Source organism: Kitasatospora sp. NE20-6 (assembly GCF_045862635.1).
Map to the genome: position 1 here is coordinate 17,660 of NZ_BPRL01000074.1, position 18,157 is coordinate 35,816.

The 18,157-nt window shown below is 69.3% G+C and carries 9 protein-coding genes; 2 read left to right on the forward strand and 7 right to left on the reverse strand.

Going from position 1 to position 18,157, the window contains the following annotated elements; translation table 11 throughout:
* Position 1: 1 nt before the first annotated feature.
* Both SNE206_RS34805 and SNE206_RS34810 read right to left on the reverse strand, forming a co-directional pair.
* Positions 2-2,785 carry a BTAD domain-containing putative transcriptional regulator gene (locus tag SNE206_RS34805; RefSeq protein ID WP_407917567.1) on the reverse strand — a complete coding sequence of 928 codons (2,784 nt, stop codon included), beginning with the start codon at positions 2,783-2,785 and terminating at the stop codon, positions 2-4.
* Between the two features lie 74 nt (positions 2,786-2,859).
* Entirely contained in the window at positions 2,860-5,592 is a 2,733-nt protein-coding gene (locus SNE206_RS34810) for a BTAD domain-containing putative transcriptional regulator (RefSeq protein WP_407917568.1), read from the reverse strand.
* Positions 5,593-5,745: 153 nt separating this feature from the next.
* Between SNE206_RS34810 and SNE206_RS34815 the strand changes: the two genes are divergently transcribed.
* On the forward strand, positions 5,746-8,577 hold the full coding sequence (locus tag SNE206_RS34815; RefSeq protein WP_407917569.1) for a BTAD domain-containing putative transcriptional regulator: 2,832 nt from the start codon (positions 5,746-5,748) through the stop codon (positions 8,575-8,577).
* On the opposite strand, the gene SNE206_RS34820 is transcribed toward SNE206_RS34815, so the two are convergent.
* The 5 genes from SNE206_RS34820 to SNE206_RS34840 form a co-directional block, all read right to left on the reverse strand.
* The gene (locus tag SNE206_RS34820; RefSeq protein ID WP_407917570.1) at positions 8,558-9,154 is read right to left on the reverse strand and encodes a sigma-70 family RNA polymerase sigma factor; all 597 of its coding nucleotides are present in this window, start codon (positions 9,152-9,154) and stop codon (positions 8,558-8,560) included. The genes SNE206_RS34815 and SNE206_RS34820 overlap by 20 nt on opposite strands.
* Before the next feature lie 160 nt (positions 9,155-9,314).
* On the reverse strand, positions 9,315-9,701 hold the full coding sequence (locus SNE206_RS34825) for a hypothetical protein (protein WP_407917571.1): 387 nt from the start codon (positions 9,699-9,701) through the stop codon (positions 9,315-9,317).
* Between the two features lie 168 nt (positions 9,702-9,869).
* A complete protein-coding gene (locus tag SNE206_RS34830; RefSeq protein WP_407917572.1) occupies positions 9,870-11,060 on the reverse strand; it encodes a S8 family serine peptidase in 1,191 nt (396 codons plus the stop codon).
* A 38-nt stretch (positions 11,061-11,098) separates the two neighbouring features.
* Positions 11,099-14,428: a right-handed parallel beta-helix repeat-containing protein gene (locus SNE206_RS34835; protein ID WP_407917573.1), complete on the reverse strand. Its 3,330-nt coding sequence runs from the start codon at positions 14,426-14,428 to the stop codon at positions 11,099-11,101.
* 60 nt (positions 14,429-14,488) lie between these two features.
* Positions 14,489-15,358 (reverse strand): hypothetical protein, encoded by an 870-nt coding sequence (locus SNE206_RS34840; RefSeq protein ID WP_407917574.1) that lies wholly within the window; start codon positions 15,356-15,358, stop codon positions 14,489-14,491.
* Positions 15,359-16,319: 961 nt separating this feature from the next.
* Between SNE206_RS34840 and SNE206_RS34845 the strand changes: the two genes are divergently transcribed.
* Entirely contained in the window at positions 16,320-18,110 is a 1,791-nt protein-coding gene (locus SNE206_RS34845) for a hypothetical protein (RefSeq protein WP_407917575.1), read from the forward strand.
* The last annotated feature ends 47 nt before the right edge of the window (positions 18,111-18,157 follow it).

Sequence of the window (18,157 nt, forward strand, 5' to 3'; positions counted from 1 at the left end):
GTCATGTCGGCGAGGGCCATGTTTGTCCTGCGGCAACCCGGTCCAGTTTGGCCTGGTTCTTTGCGATGGGCCGTCCCTGCAGACGGAAGAGCTCCAAGGCCTCCCGCCAGTGGGCTACTGCCTCGTCGATGCGGCCGAGATCGAGCAGAACATCGCCGATGAAGTCCGCGTAGAGGGCTACCTGACGGGTGTCGCGCTGCTGCCGGCACTGCTCCAGACCGGTGCGGATGTAGGCAAGTGCCTCTGCGGGTCTCCCGAGCGCACGAAGCACCTCGGTGCGGGTCTGGATCGACATCAGCAGGAAGGGGTCCGTGGGGCAGTCCTGCAGCAGTGCCACCGAACGGTCGATCGCCGGCAGAGCGCGCTCGGGCTCGCCCGCCATGAGCAAGCACTCGGCCAGGTTGGCCAGTTCCTGGGCCAGCCCGCGCTGGTCTCCCGTCTCCTCGGCCAGTTCGATCGCTTCCTCGAACAGCGCCGCCGCCTCCGGGAGCCTCCCGAGGTCGGCCACACAGGTGGCGAGCAGTGAGCGGCATCTTCGTTTGAGAGCCGGGTCGGCCAGTTTGTCCGCTTCGGGCAGCACCGCACGCAGGATGTCGGCCGACTCCGCGAGCCGGTTGGCCTCGGCCACCACCGTGGCGAGGTCCATCTGCAGGAGAAGGATCGCGAACCGGTCACCGGAGATTGTTGCCGCGTCCAGGCCGGTACGGGCCAGACTCTCCCACTCCGCAAGGAAACCGCCGTCGTGGTAATAGGCCGGCGCAGCATGGTAGGCAAGGCTGACGGCGGGCGACGTTCTGCCACGGCTTGCCGCGGTCTTTGCCAGTTCGCGAATCGTCGGTTCCTCGCGTTGGAACCAGTCCAGCGCGCGCGCTGCGTCGGGAAGCGGCGGCGTCGAGCGGCCGTGCGTGTTGTCACCGGGAAGAGGGGCCCGGGGGCGGCCCATGACCGTGCAGGTCTCTTCGACCGCGCCGTGGTAGTAGTCCAGCAGCCGGTCGAGAGCGGACAGCTGGTCGGTAGCTGGCAGTTCGGCCAACCTGTCGCAGGTGTAGAGGCGCACGAGGTCGTATCGGGTGAACATCCCGGGAGCCGTCTCCTCGACAAGGTGCGCAGCGTCCAACCGGGCCAGCAGGGTGCGGGCTCGGGGGAGCGAAACATCGGCGAGTGCGGCGGCCGCATACGGATCGATGTCCTGTCCGGGGTGAGCACCGAGCAGGGCCAGCAATCGGTCTGCGTCCGGAGGGAGCGCGCGGCAGGTGAGTGCCAGTGCTGAAGCCACACCGAGCGAGCCGTCGGTCTCCAGGGCAGCCAGCCGGAGCTGCTCGTCCGCCATCTCGTCCGCCATCTCCTGCAGTGCCCAGTCCGGGCGTGCCACCAGGCGAGCAGCGGCGATCCTCAGCGCCAGTGGCAGGCGTCCGCACAGGTCGACGATCCGGGCGGCTGTCGGCAGCTCGGCGGCAACCCTGGATCGGCCGATGACCTGGGCCATGAGTTCCAGCGCCCCTTCGCGGTCCAGCACCTCGAGCGGAAACGGGACTGCATCCTCACCCACCACGAGATCTCCGAGGCGATTCCGGCTGGTCACCAGGGTGGTGGTGGCTGGCGCGTCGGACAGCACCGGTGCAACCTGGTCGTAGGTCCGGGCGTTGTCGAGCACCACGAGCACCCGACGATCGCTCAGCATGTCCCGGAAGAGCTGCGAGCGCTCCTCGACGGTTCTCGGCAGCGCTCCCTCGGCTACGCCGAGTGCACGGAGAAGACGCCCGAGAGTCTCCACGGCATCCAGCGGGTCTGTTTCGTCGAAGCCGCGCACATTGACGAACAACTGGCCGTCCGGGAACCGGTCCATGTTTTCACGTGCCCAGCGGACGACGAGTCCTGTCTTCCCGACTCCGGCAGCGCCCACGACGAGCACCGGCGCCGTTCCGGCCCTGTCCACCGTCTCGCTGAGCCGGGCAAGGTCCGCGGCCCTGCCCGCAAACCCCCGGCTCTCACGGGGAAGCTGTGCAGGCGCCTCGCGGCGGAACGGCCCGTCGGCCGGAAGGCGGCCGGCGGACGGATCTGCTTCCGTGTGGCTGGCCTGCAGGCGAGCTCGGGCCTCGGCAAGCCTGGCACTGGGGTCGATGCCGAGTTCCTCGGCAAGTAGCGTGGCGGTCCGTTCGTAGGTGGCGAGAGCCTTTGCCACCTGCCCGGCCTGATCCAGGGCGGTCATCAGCAGGGCAACCAGTGGTTCGCGCATCGGGTTCGCCCTGACGGCTTCTGTGAGGTCATCGACCGCTTCAATTCCGCGATCCAGTCGCACCAGGCGATCGGCGAGCTGTTCGAGCCCGGCCAGTCTGGCTTCCTCCAGGTGCCTCGCCGTCGCGTGGGGTATGAAAGGGTTGCCTCCTGGCACCCAGCTGCCGTTCCAGAGGTCAAGGGCTTCTTGCAGCAGCGCCACTGCGTGCGCATCGTCGACTCCGGCCGCTGTGTCACACATACGCTCGAACCTGAGGGCATCCACATGCTCACGGTCACCGGTCAGCACGTAACCGGGCTCCCGGGTCACGAGCCGGAAGTCACCGGCGAGGAGCTTGCGCAGCGAGGCGACGTGCCCCTGCAGGGCGGCTCGGGCGGTTGGAGGCGGGTTTCCCTGCCAGATCTCCTCGATGAGCTCCGACACCGGCATGACTTCACCGGTCCTCAGCGCGAGCAGCGCCAAGAGGGCCCGGCATTTGGGCGATGGGACACTCACCTCGTCTCCGTCGTCGCGTCGAAGCGCGACCCGGCCGAGCAGATCGATCCACATTCTTTCGAACTCCGTGCTGTGCTGGTGCGATGGCGGGTTGTCCGAGGAGTGGCAACCCGGCGTACTCCGCGTTCTCAGGATCGGTCTGCGGTGCGGGCGTCGCGCAGTGCGGTGAGCTTTGCCTCCAGCTCCGACACGGGCCGCCCCTGCCTGCGGTACAGCTCGACGGCGATCTGCCAGGCATCCGCTGCCTCCGCTGTCCGGCCGGCATCCGCGTACAGGGTGCCCAGCAGTTCCGCGTTCTGTGCCTCCAACCGGACGTTGCCCTGCTCCCTGGCGGCTGCTTGTCCGTTCAGCGTCTCCACAAGTGCCTCCTGCGACCTGCCGGACGCGTACAGCGCGGCAGACCTTGCGAACAGGTACGCCACCCGCTGGGGATCGTCCGGGCTGCTGTGGGACAGCTCCAGAGAACGGTTGGCGAGGTCGAGCGACTTCTCCGGCTCGCCAGCCGCCAGGAGGCACTCTGCCAGGTTGTGGAGAGCCATAGCGGCCAAACGGTCATCTCCGGCCACGGTCTCCGACGCAACGAGGAGCTCGAACAGAGGTACTGCCTCACGTGGGCGGCCGCTCTTGACTAGTGCGCTCGCCAGAATACTGCGACTGCGGTTCAACAAGGCGCTATCGTCGAGAATTTGGGCGCGATCGTGCGCAGCACCGAGCCATTCCTCGGCTTCCGCATGGCGGCCCTGCTCCAGCAGGGCGATACCGACTTCGGTCCTCATGAGCACCGGCCCTCGAGAACTGTCGCTCATGTCCGCCGCCACCAGGCCCCGGCGAGCGCATTCTTCCCATTCCTTCAGGTGACCACCGTCGTGGTAGTACAGCGGCGACGCGCGGTAGGCCAAGGTCCATACCTTGTCTGCGCGGCCGGACGATGTCGTGGTGCCTGCCAACAGGCGGATGGCGTGCTCTTCGCGCCGAAACCACTCGGTGGCCCGCGCAGGTGATTCCAAGGGGGGTAGGCCTCCGGTGGGCCGCTCGACAGAACCGCTCACCTGTCCCATGACCAGCAGCGCAGATGCTTCGACGATTGCCGCATGGTAGTAGGAAAGCATCCGGTCGACGGCGGAATCCTGCTCTGCCGCCGGGAGTTGGTCCGCCAGTTCGGCGGTGTAGATGCGAATCAGATCGTGGCGGGCGAAGAGGCCTGGCGTGATCTCGTCGACGACATGTGCCATGTCGAGCTTGGCCATCAGGTCTCGTGCCCGGGCGAGCGGGACATCGGCGAGGGCTGCGGCCGTGTAGGAGTCGATCACATGGCCCGGGTGCAGGCCCAGCAGAGCGAACAGGCGGGCGGCGTCGGCAGGCAGAGTCCGGCAGGTCAGGGCCAGCGCCGAGGCGACGCCGAGCGACCCGCCGGTTTCGAACGCGGCGAGCCGGACCTGCTCGTCGGCGATCTCGTCCGTGACGGCTTGGAGAGGCCAGTCCGGTCGGGCCGCCAGGCGGGCGGCGGAGACTCGCAGGGCGAGCGGCAGCCGGCCGCACAGTTCTATGAGCTTCAGTGCTGCCTCCGGCGCTGCGCTCACCCGATCGGCGCCGACCACGCGGGCAAGGAGGTCGAGTGCGTCTCGCTCGTCCAGCACATCGACCGGGAGCGGGACTGCGCCCTCCCGGGCGACGAGGTCCGCGAGGCGATTGCGGCTGGTGACCACGACGACGGGACCGGCCGCGTCTGGCAGCAGAGGCCTTACCTGGGCATACGAGAGAGCGTTGTCCAACACGATCAGCATCCGCTTGCCGGCGACTGACTGACGGAACCGTCGGGCCCGCTCGTCCGTTCCCCGCGGTATCGCAGGGTCGCCCACGCCCAACGCGCGAAGGAAGCCGGCCAGAACACTGTCCGCCCCCAGCGGTTCGGACTCGTCGAACCCGCGAAGATCCGCATAAAGCTGTCCGTCGGGGAACCGGGCCGAAGACCGGTGGGCCCAGTGGATCGCAAGACTGGTCTTGCCCACTCCTGCGGGTCCGGAGATCAGAATCGGCCCCGTGCCGTCGGCCACCCCGTCGGCGTCCAGCCAGTCGAGTTCCCGGGCACGGCCGGCAAAGCCTCGGCGCTCCCGAGGAAGCTGAGCCGGCCTGACGGTCCGCGCCCGCGCCTGCAGCGCGTCGTACGCGGCTGCTATGCGAGATCCGGGCGGAACGCCCAGCTCGGAGTCGAACCGCGACCGGGCGTCCTCGTACAAGGCCAATGCCTCTGGAGATCTCCCTGCCGCGTCAAGGCAGTGCATCGCCAAGGCTATGGAGGTTTCACGAAAGGGGTACGCCGCAACCTCCCGGCAGAGGTCGGACACCGCCTCGCCGCCTCGCCCCATTCCCAGCAACCGCCCTGCCAGGTCCTCCACGGTTCGCAGCCGCCGCTCCTCCAGGAGCGGTGCCCAGGCATCCCGGAGCGTTGCAGAGCCGCAACCCTGTAGTGCCTCGCCCCGCCACAGGCCCAGGGCTTCGCGCAGCAGGATGACTGCCGCGGCGTCGTCCGACGACAGAGCGGCGGCCCGAAGGCGCTCGAAACGGTGAACATCGACCAGTTCGGGGTCACCGCCGAGTACGTAGCCGGGTTCTCTGGTCCCCAGCACGAGTCCGCCGTCCAGAAGCTTGCGCAGTGTCATCACGTGTCCGTGCAGGGCCACGCGAGCAGTGGGCGGCGGTTCGGAACCCCACACAACATCGATCAGGTGCGAGGTGGGCACGACCTGGTCCAGATCAAGCGCCAGCGCTGAGAGGAGGGCCTTTCTTCTGGCGCTCCTGACCGCTGCCCGACTTCCGTCCTGGTGAAGGAACTGAACCTCACCGAGCAGATTTATTCGCAATTTTGCTCCTTGGCTGCGCACGAGTGGCGAGCATACGGAGCGGTGCCTCTGCAAGACCACCTCGGCCCGCCGGGGACCGGTGATCGACACTGATCGGGAAGAATTGGCGCAAGGTTTACATGGCGTAACCCTCGGTAGGTCACCCCGAGTGCGTTGCTGGCTAAACTGCGGCTCGACAGCTCTGGCGAGACAGCTCCGGGAAAAGGGGATCGGTTGAATATTCAGCTACTGGGTCCGGTGGAGCTGCGGCGCGACGACGGTACACCGTCCGACGTGCTGGGCGCCAAGCGACGCGCCGTCCTGGCCCTGCTGGCCCTGGAGCTCAACCGACCCGTCGCAGTGGAGCGCTTCTTCGAACTGATCTGGGGCGACGACCCCCCCGCGCAGGCCCGGTCGGCCCTCCAGGGTCACGTCGCAGCGCTGCGCAAGGCCCTGAAGGGATCCCTCTTCACTCTGCTCACTCGTTCACCAGGCTACGTGCTCATCGGGGACACCGATGCCGTTGACGCCCACCGCTTCGACAGTCTCGTCGCGGAGGCTGCCGCGGCAGACGACGCCGACGGCGCCGCAAGCCTCCAGGAGGCCCTCGATCTGTGGCACGGCACAGCATTGGCCGATCTTCCCGACACAGACCTCCGTGCCGCCCTGGTCTCGCAACTCACGCAGTCGAGGACACAAGCTCTCGCGGCCTGGGCGGACATCCAGCTTCGGCTGGGCAACGGCTCCTTGGCAGTCTCTGCGCTGGATCGGCAGCTGCGGGCGGACTGGCTGCACGAGCCGACTGCCGCCCTGTTGATCCGCTGCCTCCAGCAGGACGGCCGGCTCGCCGAGGCCATCAATGTCTATCAGCGGGTCAGAACCGGGCTGGACGAGGAACTCGGAATACTGCCCGGTTCTCTCCTTCAAAAGGCGTTCACCGATGCGTTGGCGGACCAGGAGCCGGTTCCCGCCCCCGTGCGAGCCACCAGGCCGGCCGGCGATCTGCCGCGATCCGGCGCCCGTCTGCTCCCCCGCCTACCGTCACATTTCGTCGGCCGTGCACGGGAGTCGCTCTGGCTCGACGAGCACGGCAAGCGGAAGGGCGCTGGCTGCGCGGTGGTCGTCGTGGCGGGACCGGCCGGCGTCGGGAAGACTGCCACGGTGGTCCGTTGGGCCCACAGCGCTGCGGACTATTTTCCCGACGGGCAACTCTTCGTCGACCTGCAGGGCTTCGACCCTGCCGGTCCCCTCGATCCGTCCGATGCGCTCGCCGCTTTCCTCACCGCCCTCGGGGTGTCGGAGGCCGCTATCCCGGAGGACTTCGGCGCGCGGGTGACTCTGTTCCGGAAGGAGACTCAGCACCGGAGACTCCTTGTGGTCCTCGACAATGCCCGCAGTCACACCGGCCTGGCGGACCTGATACCCGCCGGGCCGGCCTCGGCCGCAGTGATCACCAGCCGGAGCACTCTGGAGGAGTTGATCGTCACCGAGGGGGCCGCGCATCTGCGGATGGAGGCGTTTCCGCCGGGCGACGCCTTGCGCCTGCTCGAACAGGTGCTACCGCCGGCCCGGGTGGATGCGGAGCGCGCGGCCGCCGAGCGCCTGACAGCACTGTGCGACCATCTGCCGCTGGCCCTCAGGATCGCCGCGGCCCGGCTTGCATCCCAGCCGACCTGGACGGTCGCCAGTCTCGTGGAGGCTCTGGAGGACGAGCGCACCCGGCTGCACACGCTGGACACGCAGGGCGCCGCGAGCGTCCGCTCCGCGCTGAACCTGACCGTCCGGCTCCTGCCTCCCGAGGAGGTGCGGCTGCTTGCCCTTCTGGCAGTGCACCCTGGGCGTGAGGTCGATGTCCACGCCTCGGCGGCCCTGCTCGGCAGCAGCGTCCGAGAAGCCCGCCGGGCTCTGGGAACGCTTGCCTCACACCATCTGCTCACCGAGACCGCACCTCACCGGTTCGGGCGCCACGACCTTGTCCGGCTCTTCGGGGCGGAACTGCTGGCCGAGCATCCGACGTCCGTCCGGCGGGAGGCGGTCGTCGCCCTGCTGGACTACGAGTGTGCGGCCGCCTCCGTCGCAGCGGCCATGCTGCAACCGCAGACTCAGTCGCTCCCACCGTCCTCACGGTGGCGCGACGTGCTCCCCCCCATGGAGAGCGTGCGCTCCGCCCTCGACTGGTTCCGCAGCGAGGAGCCGACCATTCGGGCGCTGGTGTCCGTTGCTGCCGACGAGACCGAGTACGAGCGTGCCTGGCGGCTCGCCCGGCTCGCCGGAGTCGTGTACGGCGGCACCGGTCCGCTCACGGGCAAACTGGGCTGCCTGCGCGCCGGGCTTCGGAGTGCCATCACCAGTGGGAACCGGGCCGCCGTCTCCTCCCTGGAGTCGGCCACCGCACGAGCCCTCGGCAAGCTCGGCCGCCACGAGGAGGCACTCGCACTCGCCTCCCGCGCCGTCGCCCGCACCGGGCCCGAGGACGGTGGCGTGCACATCGAGGCTGTAGCGGTCCTGGCGACTGTCACGGCTTCGGTCGGGGACCTCGCGGAAGCCATCCGGCTGTCGGATACCGCACTCGGCCTCACCCGCGCCACAGGGCGCCACGAACACGCAGCGGCCGTGCTGAGCAACGCCGCAGCGTTCCACGGACTCACTGGCGACGGAGCGGCGGCCCTGCGCTGTGCACGCAGGGCCCGGGGGCTCCTGGCCAGGCACCCGGAGGCCACGGCCCACCTGATCGCCATGGTGAACGAGGCCCATGCCCTCCAGGTCCTCGGACACACGGAGACCTCGGAAGCTGCGTGGCTGGAGACGCTGGACCGCTGCGATGCGGCAGGGGCTGTGCTGATCCAGGCCACCGCGGAGCGGCAGTTCACGGATTTTCTTGTCGAGAACCGTCGTTTCGCCGAAGCAGCCGACCATCTCCGCACGGCCATCGCCCTGTACACCGCCCTGGCCGACGCCAGGACGGTGGGCGAGCTGGAGGAGCGACTCAGCGCCCTGCCGATGTAAGGCCGATGCCCCGGCCGGTCATTCCGCACGCCTCCAGCACGGGCCGGAACGCGCGGACAGCGTAGAAGTTACGGGACTTGACCGTGCCCACGGGTATGCCGAGGACCTTGGCGGTCTCAGCCACGGTGCGGCCCTTCATGTGCAGTTCGACCAGTACCTCTCGCTGGTGGTCGGGGATCTTGGCAAGGGCGACCTCGACATCCCGGGCGACAAGGACCTCGTCGAACGGGTCGTGGGGCACTGCACGGTCCTCCGGTGACTCGTCGGCGACCTCCTGGACACGCGCCGACTGCATGCGGAAGTGGTCGATGGCGATCCGGCGGGCAACGGTGAACAGCCAGGGCCGGCTCTGCTCCGCCCCTCGAGCGATCGCGTTGGGGTTCTGCCAGGCCCGCAGCAGCGTCTCCTGGAGGATGTCCTCGGCACGTCCCCGGTCGCCGCTGGTCACGCGGAGCAGAGCACGCATCAGGTACGACCCGTGCAGGCGGTAGAGCTCGGCTAGGGTCTCCTGGTCGAGGGTCGGGCGTCCGGCCTTCGACCGATTCGCGTCTGCGGCTCCGGATTCCATCGCTCCCATGAGCTCTGCCCTTCGCTTCGAAGCGATATGCGGGGAGGGTATCCCGAGTCACCGGTTCAGCGATCGGGCCCCGCATGCTTACGAGGAACAGACTGCCGGGAGGCGCCAACGCCGGCCCAATGAATCCCTAACGGTTAGGTATGTGGGGCGTTGGCGCAGCTCAGCCGCTCTCGGAGAGCCTGCTGGACAAGCGCCGCACACCGTCCTCACCGAAGCGGTGGACCAGCACGGCTACCCACTGGGCGAGGTCCACGCGCTCCTCCGGTGTCCAGCTGTGCGCCGAGGGGTGCTCGTCAACCACGAGTGCCTCGGCGATCAGCTGCAGTCCGGCCGGCGGGTCCGGCAGGGATGCGCCTTCGAGTCCCTCGATGGCCAGCTGCCGGGCGATTCCGATGACCGTCGGCGCATCGGCGGCAGGCACCGCCAGCCCGGTACCGCCGCGGTAATCGATCGGCAGGACAGTCTCGCTGGGGTCGTAGTCGGCCAGCCAGGAGGCGATCAGCCTGCGTGCTGCCTCTTCTTCCCGCCTGTGCTCGTCTTCGTCCACGACCGTAAGCATGCCACCGCTCAAAGACATCGCGCTCGCCTGCATGAGAACACCTTCCCGTTTGGTCCCGAATCCTCCGCCACCTGTTTGCCGATCCGTAATATTGAACGGACAAAATCCCGTGCCGCGTTCACCGAATTTCGGACAGATGCGGCTCGAATCGCACGTTCAGCTGCGAATGCCCGGTGCGGGCGCCGGTCCGGGGCCCGCCGCCGGCCGCCACTGCCTACGCCGGGCCCGCGGCAGCGACACGGCCGCGATCACGACGACGAGTACGACGACGGCCGAGCAGCCCACCACGGCCGTCGCACGGCGGGCCGGAGCATCGTCTGCGGCCCGCGGCAGGAGCAGGCGCTCTGCCGGGGCGGGCACCTGCAGAGCGTCGCCGTTCTCGCCGGGAACCGTGGCGGACACTGCCGCGACCGGATCGACCGTGCCGTACCCGAGGAAGGGGTCGGGCAGCGCGGTGCCCGGACGGTAGGCAGTGGCGAGCAGTCGTCGCCGCAGCTGCTCACCGCTCAGCTCCGGGCGGTAGCCGAGAACGAGCGCTGCCGCGCCGGCCACGTACGCCGCGGCAAAACTGGGGCCGCTCGCCGTGAAGTAGCCGACGCCGCCGGGGCCGGTACCCACCACACCGACCCCCGGTGCGACCAGGTCGACCCTCCCGCCGGGAGTGGACAGCGATGGGACGCCTGTGGCGGCGATGTCGGAGACGGCGAGGACACCTGGAAGCGCCGCCGGGTAGACCGTCATGCCCTGACCGGTTCCGTCTGGTCCTGTCGGCGCGACCACCAGTGCGCCACGGCCGATCGCGTACCGGACGGCGTCGACCAGGGACTGGCTGGCCGTGGGCACGGGCACGCCTGCCAGGACGATCTCGGCGCCCGCCTCGGATGCTGCCCTGATGCCCTTGGCCAGGGTGTCCGCATTGGTGGTACCCGCATCGTCGGTAACCGCCACGGCGATGACGGCCGCATCGGGGGCGATGCCGGAGAACCCGGCTGCCGCCCGCTGCCGTGCGGCGATCAGGCCCGCGAGGAACGTGCCGTGGCCGACGCAGTCCCGCCCCGCCGAGCCGCTGCCGTACTCACGAGGGCCCAGGGACAACCGGCTGCCGAGGGCGCCGGAGGTGTCGTCCACCCCCGATCCGACCACCGCAACGGTGGCGCCGGCTCCTCGGCTGAGCGGCCATGCTTTGTCGGGGCGCAGTGCCAGCAGCGCCCAGGACAGCTGGTCGGCCGTCTGGCCGGAGGCTCTTCGGCAGCCGTCCTGCTGGACTTCGGGCAGCACCTGAGTGAGCGTGGGCATGGACGGGTCGGCCGTCGCCGTGGCGGAGGGGAGCACCAGCGCTGCGAGCATCACCGCCACGATGCATGCCGTCCGACCCCGGCGGGCGCTCATACCGGGATTCCGAGCCTGTCGAGCGGAATGTCCTGCGGCAGCAGCATGCTCAGTTCCGCGAGCTCGGCGATGTCCGACCTGCTGAGCCGGCCGGCCTGCCTGGTGATCATGGTCTCCAGTGTTTGGCGTGCGAAGCGGCCGTTTCCGAAGGTGCGGTCGCGCGGCACGGCGCGGAACAGGCTGCCGAGAGCGTCGAGCGTCTCCGGCGAACAGGTGTAGCCGGCGGTTTCCGCGTGCAGGCCGACGATGGTCACCAGCTCGTCGTCGCTGTAGTGCTCGAAGGCGATCTGGCGGGAGAAGCGTGAGGCCAGGCCCGGATTGGAAGCCAGGAAGCCCTGCATCTCGTCCTCGTATCCGGCGACGATCACCGCCACCTCGTCGCGGTGGTCCTCCATCAGTTTCATCAGGGTGTCGACGGCTTCCTGGCCGAAGTCGTTTCCGCCGCCGGTCCGGGGGGTGAGGGTGTAGGCCTCGTCGATGAACAGGACACCACCGCGGGCCCGGTCGAATGCGTCCTTGGTGAGCTGGGCGGTGTGCCCGACGTACCGGCCGACCAGGTCGGCTCGGGCTGTTTCGATGAGCTGGCCTCGGGGCAGGATCCCCAGCTCGGCGAGAAGGCGCCCGTAGAGGCGGGCGACCGTGGTCTTGCCGGTGCCGGGCGGCCCGGCGAAGACCAGGTGATGGCTGATCGTCGGAACGGGCAGGCCTGCCTCCTGGCGGCGGCGTACCTGGGTGATCAGGTTGACGAGATCTTCGACCTGTTCCTTGGCCGCGGCGAGCCCCACCATCGAGCGGAGCTCCGCCAGGAGGGCAACACCGCCGTCGGCACTGCCGCTCGGGCCCGTGGATTCATCTGCCACATCGGCCGCAATCAGGAGAGCGAGGTCGTCGTTGCCGATTTCCGGCAGCTCGGCGAGCCGGGTGGCCTGCCGGTCGACCATCTCCTCGAAAACCTTCCGGGCCGCCCGACCGTTGCCGAAGCCGTCACCGCGCGGCATCCGTTCGAAGTGTGCCGCGAGCGCCTCCCTGGTGCCGTCGACGAGCTCGTATCCGTGCCCGGCGGCCGCGGTCGCGACAATGGTGACGAGCTCGTCCACCGAATAGTTCTGGAACTCGACGGTGCGGCTGAACCGGGACGCCAGGCCAGGGTTGGAATTGAGGAAATCCTGCATCTCGTGCGAGTACCCGGCGACGATCACCACGACATCGTCGCGGTGGTCCTCCATGAGTTTGACCAGGGTGTCGATCGCTTCACGGCCGAAGTCCGGCCCGCTGCCGCCGGATCCGGCGGACAAGGTGTATGCCTCGTCGATGAACAGGACACCGCCGAGCGCTTCCTTGAACACTTCGGTGGTCTTGATCGCGGTCCCGCCGATGATGGAGGCGACCAGGTCCGCGCGGGCCACCTCGACCAGGTGGCCGCTTCGCAGCGCCCCCAGTTCCGCAAGGATGCTCCCGTAGAGCCGGGCGACCGTGGTCTTGCCGGTGCCGGGCGGCCCAGCGAAGATCAGGTGCCGACTCATCGGAAGCGACGGCAGGCCGGCCTGTGCGCGGCGACGTGCCAGCTTGTTGAGATTGACCAGGGTGGCGACCTGGTCCTTCACGCCGTCGAGCCCGACAAGTGCTTCCAGCGCGTCGAGCGGCCCCGGGGCGACGGCTTGTGCCACGTCCGCCGGATCCGTCACGCGGAACTCCTCGCCCCGGGAGGCGGACGGCGCAGTGGCGGTCCCGTAGGCGTCGGACATGCTGTTCCCACGGCTGTGGAGGTCCTCCACCATCAGCCGGCTGCTCGGCCTGGTCTGTCGCAGGCCCGAACCGCGGTTGTCCACCACCGTGCAGTCGGTGATCCTGACAGCATCGGTGGAGTCGATGCGAATGCCGTCGGCCGTGCTGTCGACGGATTCGACCTGTGCCAGAACTGCGCGGCCTCCGTCGGCGACGAGCACGCCATGCCGGCGGCTTCCTCTTATGCGGCACCTGGTAGCAGTGATCTCTCCGCCGTCCTCCACGGACAGCCCGTCCTGGGCCGAGTCCACGACGTCGCAGTCCCGGAGGGAAGCCACACCACCGGCACCCACCAGGACCCCGGCCGCAGCAGAGTCACGGACGGCGGTGTTGCCGACGAAGGTGTTGGCCCCCAGCGCGATACGGATGCCGGCACCGCCCACCGAGGACAGCTCGGATGCCTCGATACGTCCGCGGCCCGCACGCAGGACTTCCACCCCGTGGCCGCGCGTGTCGGCCACACTCAGTCGCCGCAACAGCGGGTTGGCGCCGTCGCGGACCCGGACGCCCGGGCCGGAGATGTCGCGGATCTCCAGGCGGTCGAACTCGGCGGCGCTCTCACCCGCGAGTTCCACACCCGCGTCGCCGCAGTCGCGCACCGTCGTCCGGGTCAGCGCCGGGCCCGAGGAATCTCCGACCCAGATGCCGACACCGTCGGCCGCGGTGACCTCGCACTCCTCGAAGGTGCCGCGGGACTTGCCGGTGACGTGGATGCCGTGCCCCCTGGTGCGGGAGGTCCGGCAGCGACGCAGCACCGGGTCGGTTCCGGCGGCAAGTGCGATGCCATGTCCGCTCGCCCCGGTGACGGTGGAGTCCTCGACCGTCACGCGGGCGGCGGAGCTGATGTAGAGGCCGACGGTGGTGTCACGAATGTCAGCGCGGAGCACTCGTGTGGTGCTGTGCTCCTCCAGGGCGATGGCGGGCTTGTCTGTGGCCGAGATCTCGCAATCCTCGATGGTGCCGCGGCCTTCGCCGTTGGCGCAGACTCCGTTGCCGCGGGCGTCGCGCAGGACGCAGTTGCGGACGATGGGGTTGGCGCGCTCGCCGATGACCACGGCGGACGTGCCGAGGTGTTCGATGACGCAGTCCTCGATGACGCTGGTACCGCTTGCGGTCTCCACAATGCCGGCACCGACCTGGTTCACCACGCGGCAGCCGCGCATGGCCAGGGTGCCTTGCTGCCTGGTGAGTACGGCCGTCCAGGAGTTCCCGATCACTTCGCAGTCCTGGAGCGCTGCCTGCCCTCGTGGCACGTCGATGGCGGGCAGGTCGTCGTCGTGTCCCTGGATGACGAGGCCGGTCAGCTGGACGGCCTCGGCAACCACCTGGACGACGCATCCGTGACGAGGCGCGATCCGGACGCTTCCCCGGGCGTCCTCTGCGGTGATGGTGACCATCTTGGTGACCACGAGGTTCTCTTCGTAACGGCCGGGGCGAACCGAGATGACCGCTCCGCTTCGCGCCACCTTGAGTGCCTCGCCGATTGTGCGGTAGGAGCCGTTCTGCTGCTCCGCGCACACCTTCAGCACATGGCGCGACATTCTGCGTGTTCCTCTCATCGGTTCACTACGTGCCCGGCGGTTGCCGTGTCCTTGCGGTGATCAGGTGCAGTCCGCCCGGATCGCTGCGGCTGCGATGTGTGCGCTCTTGTTGCCGGCCTCCCAGTCGACTCCTCGGTTGTGCAGCACGACCGAGATCCTGCCGCCGGTCAGCGGATAGGTGCCGGCGCTGACCCACTGTCCCCGGTGGGTCAGTTGGTTGACGGTGAACGACGCGATCGTCCCGGTGCCGGGCGTGACGGTGTTCTGGACGGTGTAGTAGGCCGGTGCGCCGCCAACTGCCTGGATGTTCTTGTTGTCGGGAACGTATACCGAGAGTCCGCACTTTCCGCTGGCGAGGGCGGTGTTGAAGGTCCAGACCGCCCAGGTGGACCCGTCGTCGCGGGTGGCGCTGCCGGACATCGGTACTGAGGAGTACTTTCCACTGCAGCCTCCGCCGGTGTAGCCGCCGGCGGAGTTGGTGAGCCAGCCAGCTGTGCCGTCGATCTCCCAGCCGAATTGGGTGAAGTCGACGGAGGAGTCGTTGCACCATGCTCCGCCGACAGCGTGGTAACCGGATGAGGCCGCGGGCTTGGACTGGCTGACCGCCGGTGCGGGCCTGGGCGTGCTCGTGGCGGCTCCTCCGGGATCCCGTAGCGGGGCGAGAACGGAGTGCACGGGAGGAGGGCCGGCGGTGACGGTGGTGGGAGCTCCGTCGAAGGTCGGCACGCCGCCGGGTTCGGTGTCGGTGGAACTGTGCGCCGGGGCGGGAGTGGAGGAGTCCGTGGTGGCCGGGGCCGCGTTCGGCTGCGCCGAGAGCTTGCCGCCGTCGGTGCGGTGGGCAGCAGCGGAGTGAGAGGTCGGCTGGGCGTCCGGTTTGCTGACGCCCTGGGGATCGGCTTCGGTCTGCCGGTCGGAGCCTGATGCCGCCATCACGAGCGGAAAGCCCACGAGGGCAATGCCTGCAGCGGCTGCGACGGCCATGGCGGGCCGGGGAAGCCAGTGGCGCCTGGCTGCGGGCTCGGCAGGGGCTGCGGTGGGGGCCGAAAGCCGGACCGCGCCCGGATTCTGCGTGGGTGCGGAGGGCCGGGGCGGGGCCGGGGCGGGAATGCGGGCGGGTGTGGGAGGAGCCGTCGGCAGGACCGCGGTGGGCGCGCCGGGAGGAACGGTCGTCCGCCTGGGGGCCGGGGCCGGTCCGGTGTTGCGGCTGCGGTTGACGGCGGCTGCCAGCGTCGCGCTGCTCGTTCGAGGGTCGGACGCGATGGCGGCTTCGTCTTGGGTGCGGGCCGTCCTGCGGGGCATCGGCCGATGGGGTGCCTGTGCTGCCGGGGCGGGTGTCGGCGGGACCGGAGACTCGGTGTCGAGATCGTCCATCGTCCACGCCAGGGCGGGCAGCCTGTAGCCCTCGGCCTTGTCCCCTGTAGCCGCGCCACCGCTTCCGTGGTTCCGGTTGTCCACGTCGGCCCCCGACCTTCCGTTTCTGCTCGCGTGCAGGTGGTGGAAGCGCCCGGAACCGTGGGCAGGACGGCACGGGCCGTTTTGCTGGCCGGCCCGTCTCCGAGCGCTTCCAGAGGGTGACACGGGCCTGCTCCCGTAGAGGGTTCAGGTCGGTCTCCGGCCGGTGCCGGTGGCTGAACCTGACGCTGCATTCGGCCCGTTGAGCGTGGAAGGGGTGCTGTTGTGCACTGACGCCCGCTACGGACCGGTTCCCCCGTCCCGGTCCCGCGGAGAACCAGGGCGTCGGAGCTTTCGCGAACGAGGGAGTTGGATGGCTATCGACAGTGCCCGTTTGAGGAGGGTGCTCCGCTCCGGCGCCGCGGTGCCGGCCCTGGCGGGTCTCACGGTCGTGTGGGCGGCGGCGGCCGCCGGCGCGGACGCACGACAGGCACCGGCCGTGGCACCGGTCGCAGCTGTGACCGGCACAGGTGGCGCCGACGCCGCTCCCGCAGGTGGCTGGCTGGGTTTCCGTGACGGCCGTTTGGTGTACGGGCAGGACCAACAGGGCAATCGCATCCCGGACTTCTCGGACGTGGGATACCGCGGCGGCGTCGCTCCGCCTGTCGCGGATGTCAAGATCACCGTCAAGCCGACCGGCGGTGACGACACAGGAGCGATCCAGCAGGCGATCGACCGGGTGTCCGCACTACCGCTGGGGTCCGACGGTCTGCGAGGCGCCGTTCTGCTGTCACCCGGGTCTTTCAGAATCGGCGGCCGGCTGACCATCAAGGCGAGTGGTGTCGTCCTGCGCGGCTCCGGAAGCGGGGCCGGGGGATCCGTCCTCACCGCAAGCGGGAACCCTCGGACACTACTCACCATCGGTGGGACCGACGGCACCTACCAGCAGGCGGGCCGGCCCACGCCGGTCACGGACGACTACGTCCCCGTCGGTGCCGACACCCTTCATGTCGCGGACGCCTCGGGTCTGCGGGTGGGGGACCGGATCATCGTCCAACGCCCCGTCACGGCGGGCTGGCTGCATGCCATCGGGATGGATGCGATCCCCGGACGGGCCGACGGCAAGCCGATCCGGCAGTGGGAGCCGCACGAAGGCCTGACGTTCGAACGGGTCGTCACCGCCGTGGACGGGAACCGCATCACACTCGACGTGCCGATCACCAATGCCCTGGAGAAGCAGTACACGCAGGCCACGGTGTGGAAGTACACGCTTCCAGGACGGATCTCCGAGGTCGGTGTGGAGCGCTTGGCGGCCGACGCTTCGGCATTCGCCGCGAGTCCCGGCTACGCCGGCGTGTTCGGGCAGTCCAAGTTCGCGGTCGTGGACCAGCTGGAGAACGGATGGCTCCGTGACATCACGACGCGGCGATTCGGCAACGGTCTGGTCGACCTCAACTCCTACGCCAAGAATGTGAGTGTTCTCGACACCCGCAGTCTCGCCATGGCCGTGCCCGAGACCCATGCCGGCCCTGCGGCCTATTCGATCAAGGGGCAGCGGAACCTGGTGTACGGCTGTGCGGCGGAGGCGTTCCACACGCACATCTGGGTCACTCAAGGAAACACCGCCGGCCCGAACGTCTTCTCGCACTGCACTGCCTCGGGGCCCTACCTCGATGCCGGTCCGCACCAACGATGGGCCTCCGGCGTCCTCTTCGACGACCTCGAACTCGACTCGCAGCCGGGAGGGAGCTTCAATCTGATCAACCGGGGCAGCGCCGGCTCCGGACACGGCTGGGCGCAGGGGAACACCGTGCTCTACCGCTGCCGCTCGGCGAGCTACCTGGTGGAGCAGGACACCAGCTTCCACAACTGGGCCATCGGCTGCACCGGTCAGCAGGTCCCCAGCAAGAAGGAGCGGAACGGCGAGGTACAGGCCGCTTCCTCCGGCATGCCGGAGAGCCTGTACGACCAGCAGCTCGCCGAACGACTGGGTGCATCGGCGGCTGCGAAGCCCGCGCCTTCCGACACCCCGGCCGTGAACACGCCGCGGACGGCGCCCGCCTCCCCGAGCGGTACCGGAGCGAGCGCCTCCCCGGCCCCCGCCCAGGTGCCGCACTCTTCCTCACCGACGCCTGGCTCCGTCCCGGCGGAAACCCCGTCCGGTTCCCCTGACAGCCTGGCGTTCACCGGACCCGAGCTCGCCGTCGAACTCGGGCTCACCGGGGCAGTTCTGATGGGCGGTGGACTGGCGATGGCGTACTCGCGCCGCAGGACACGTCGCACGCGGTAATCCGGCCGTGCCGGCCGGCGGCCCTGAACCGAGCACGGTCAGGGCCG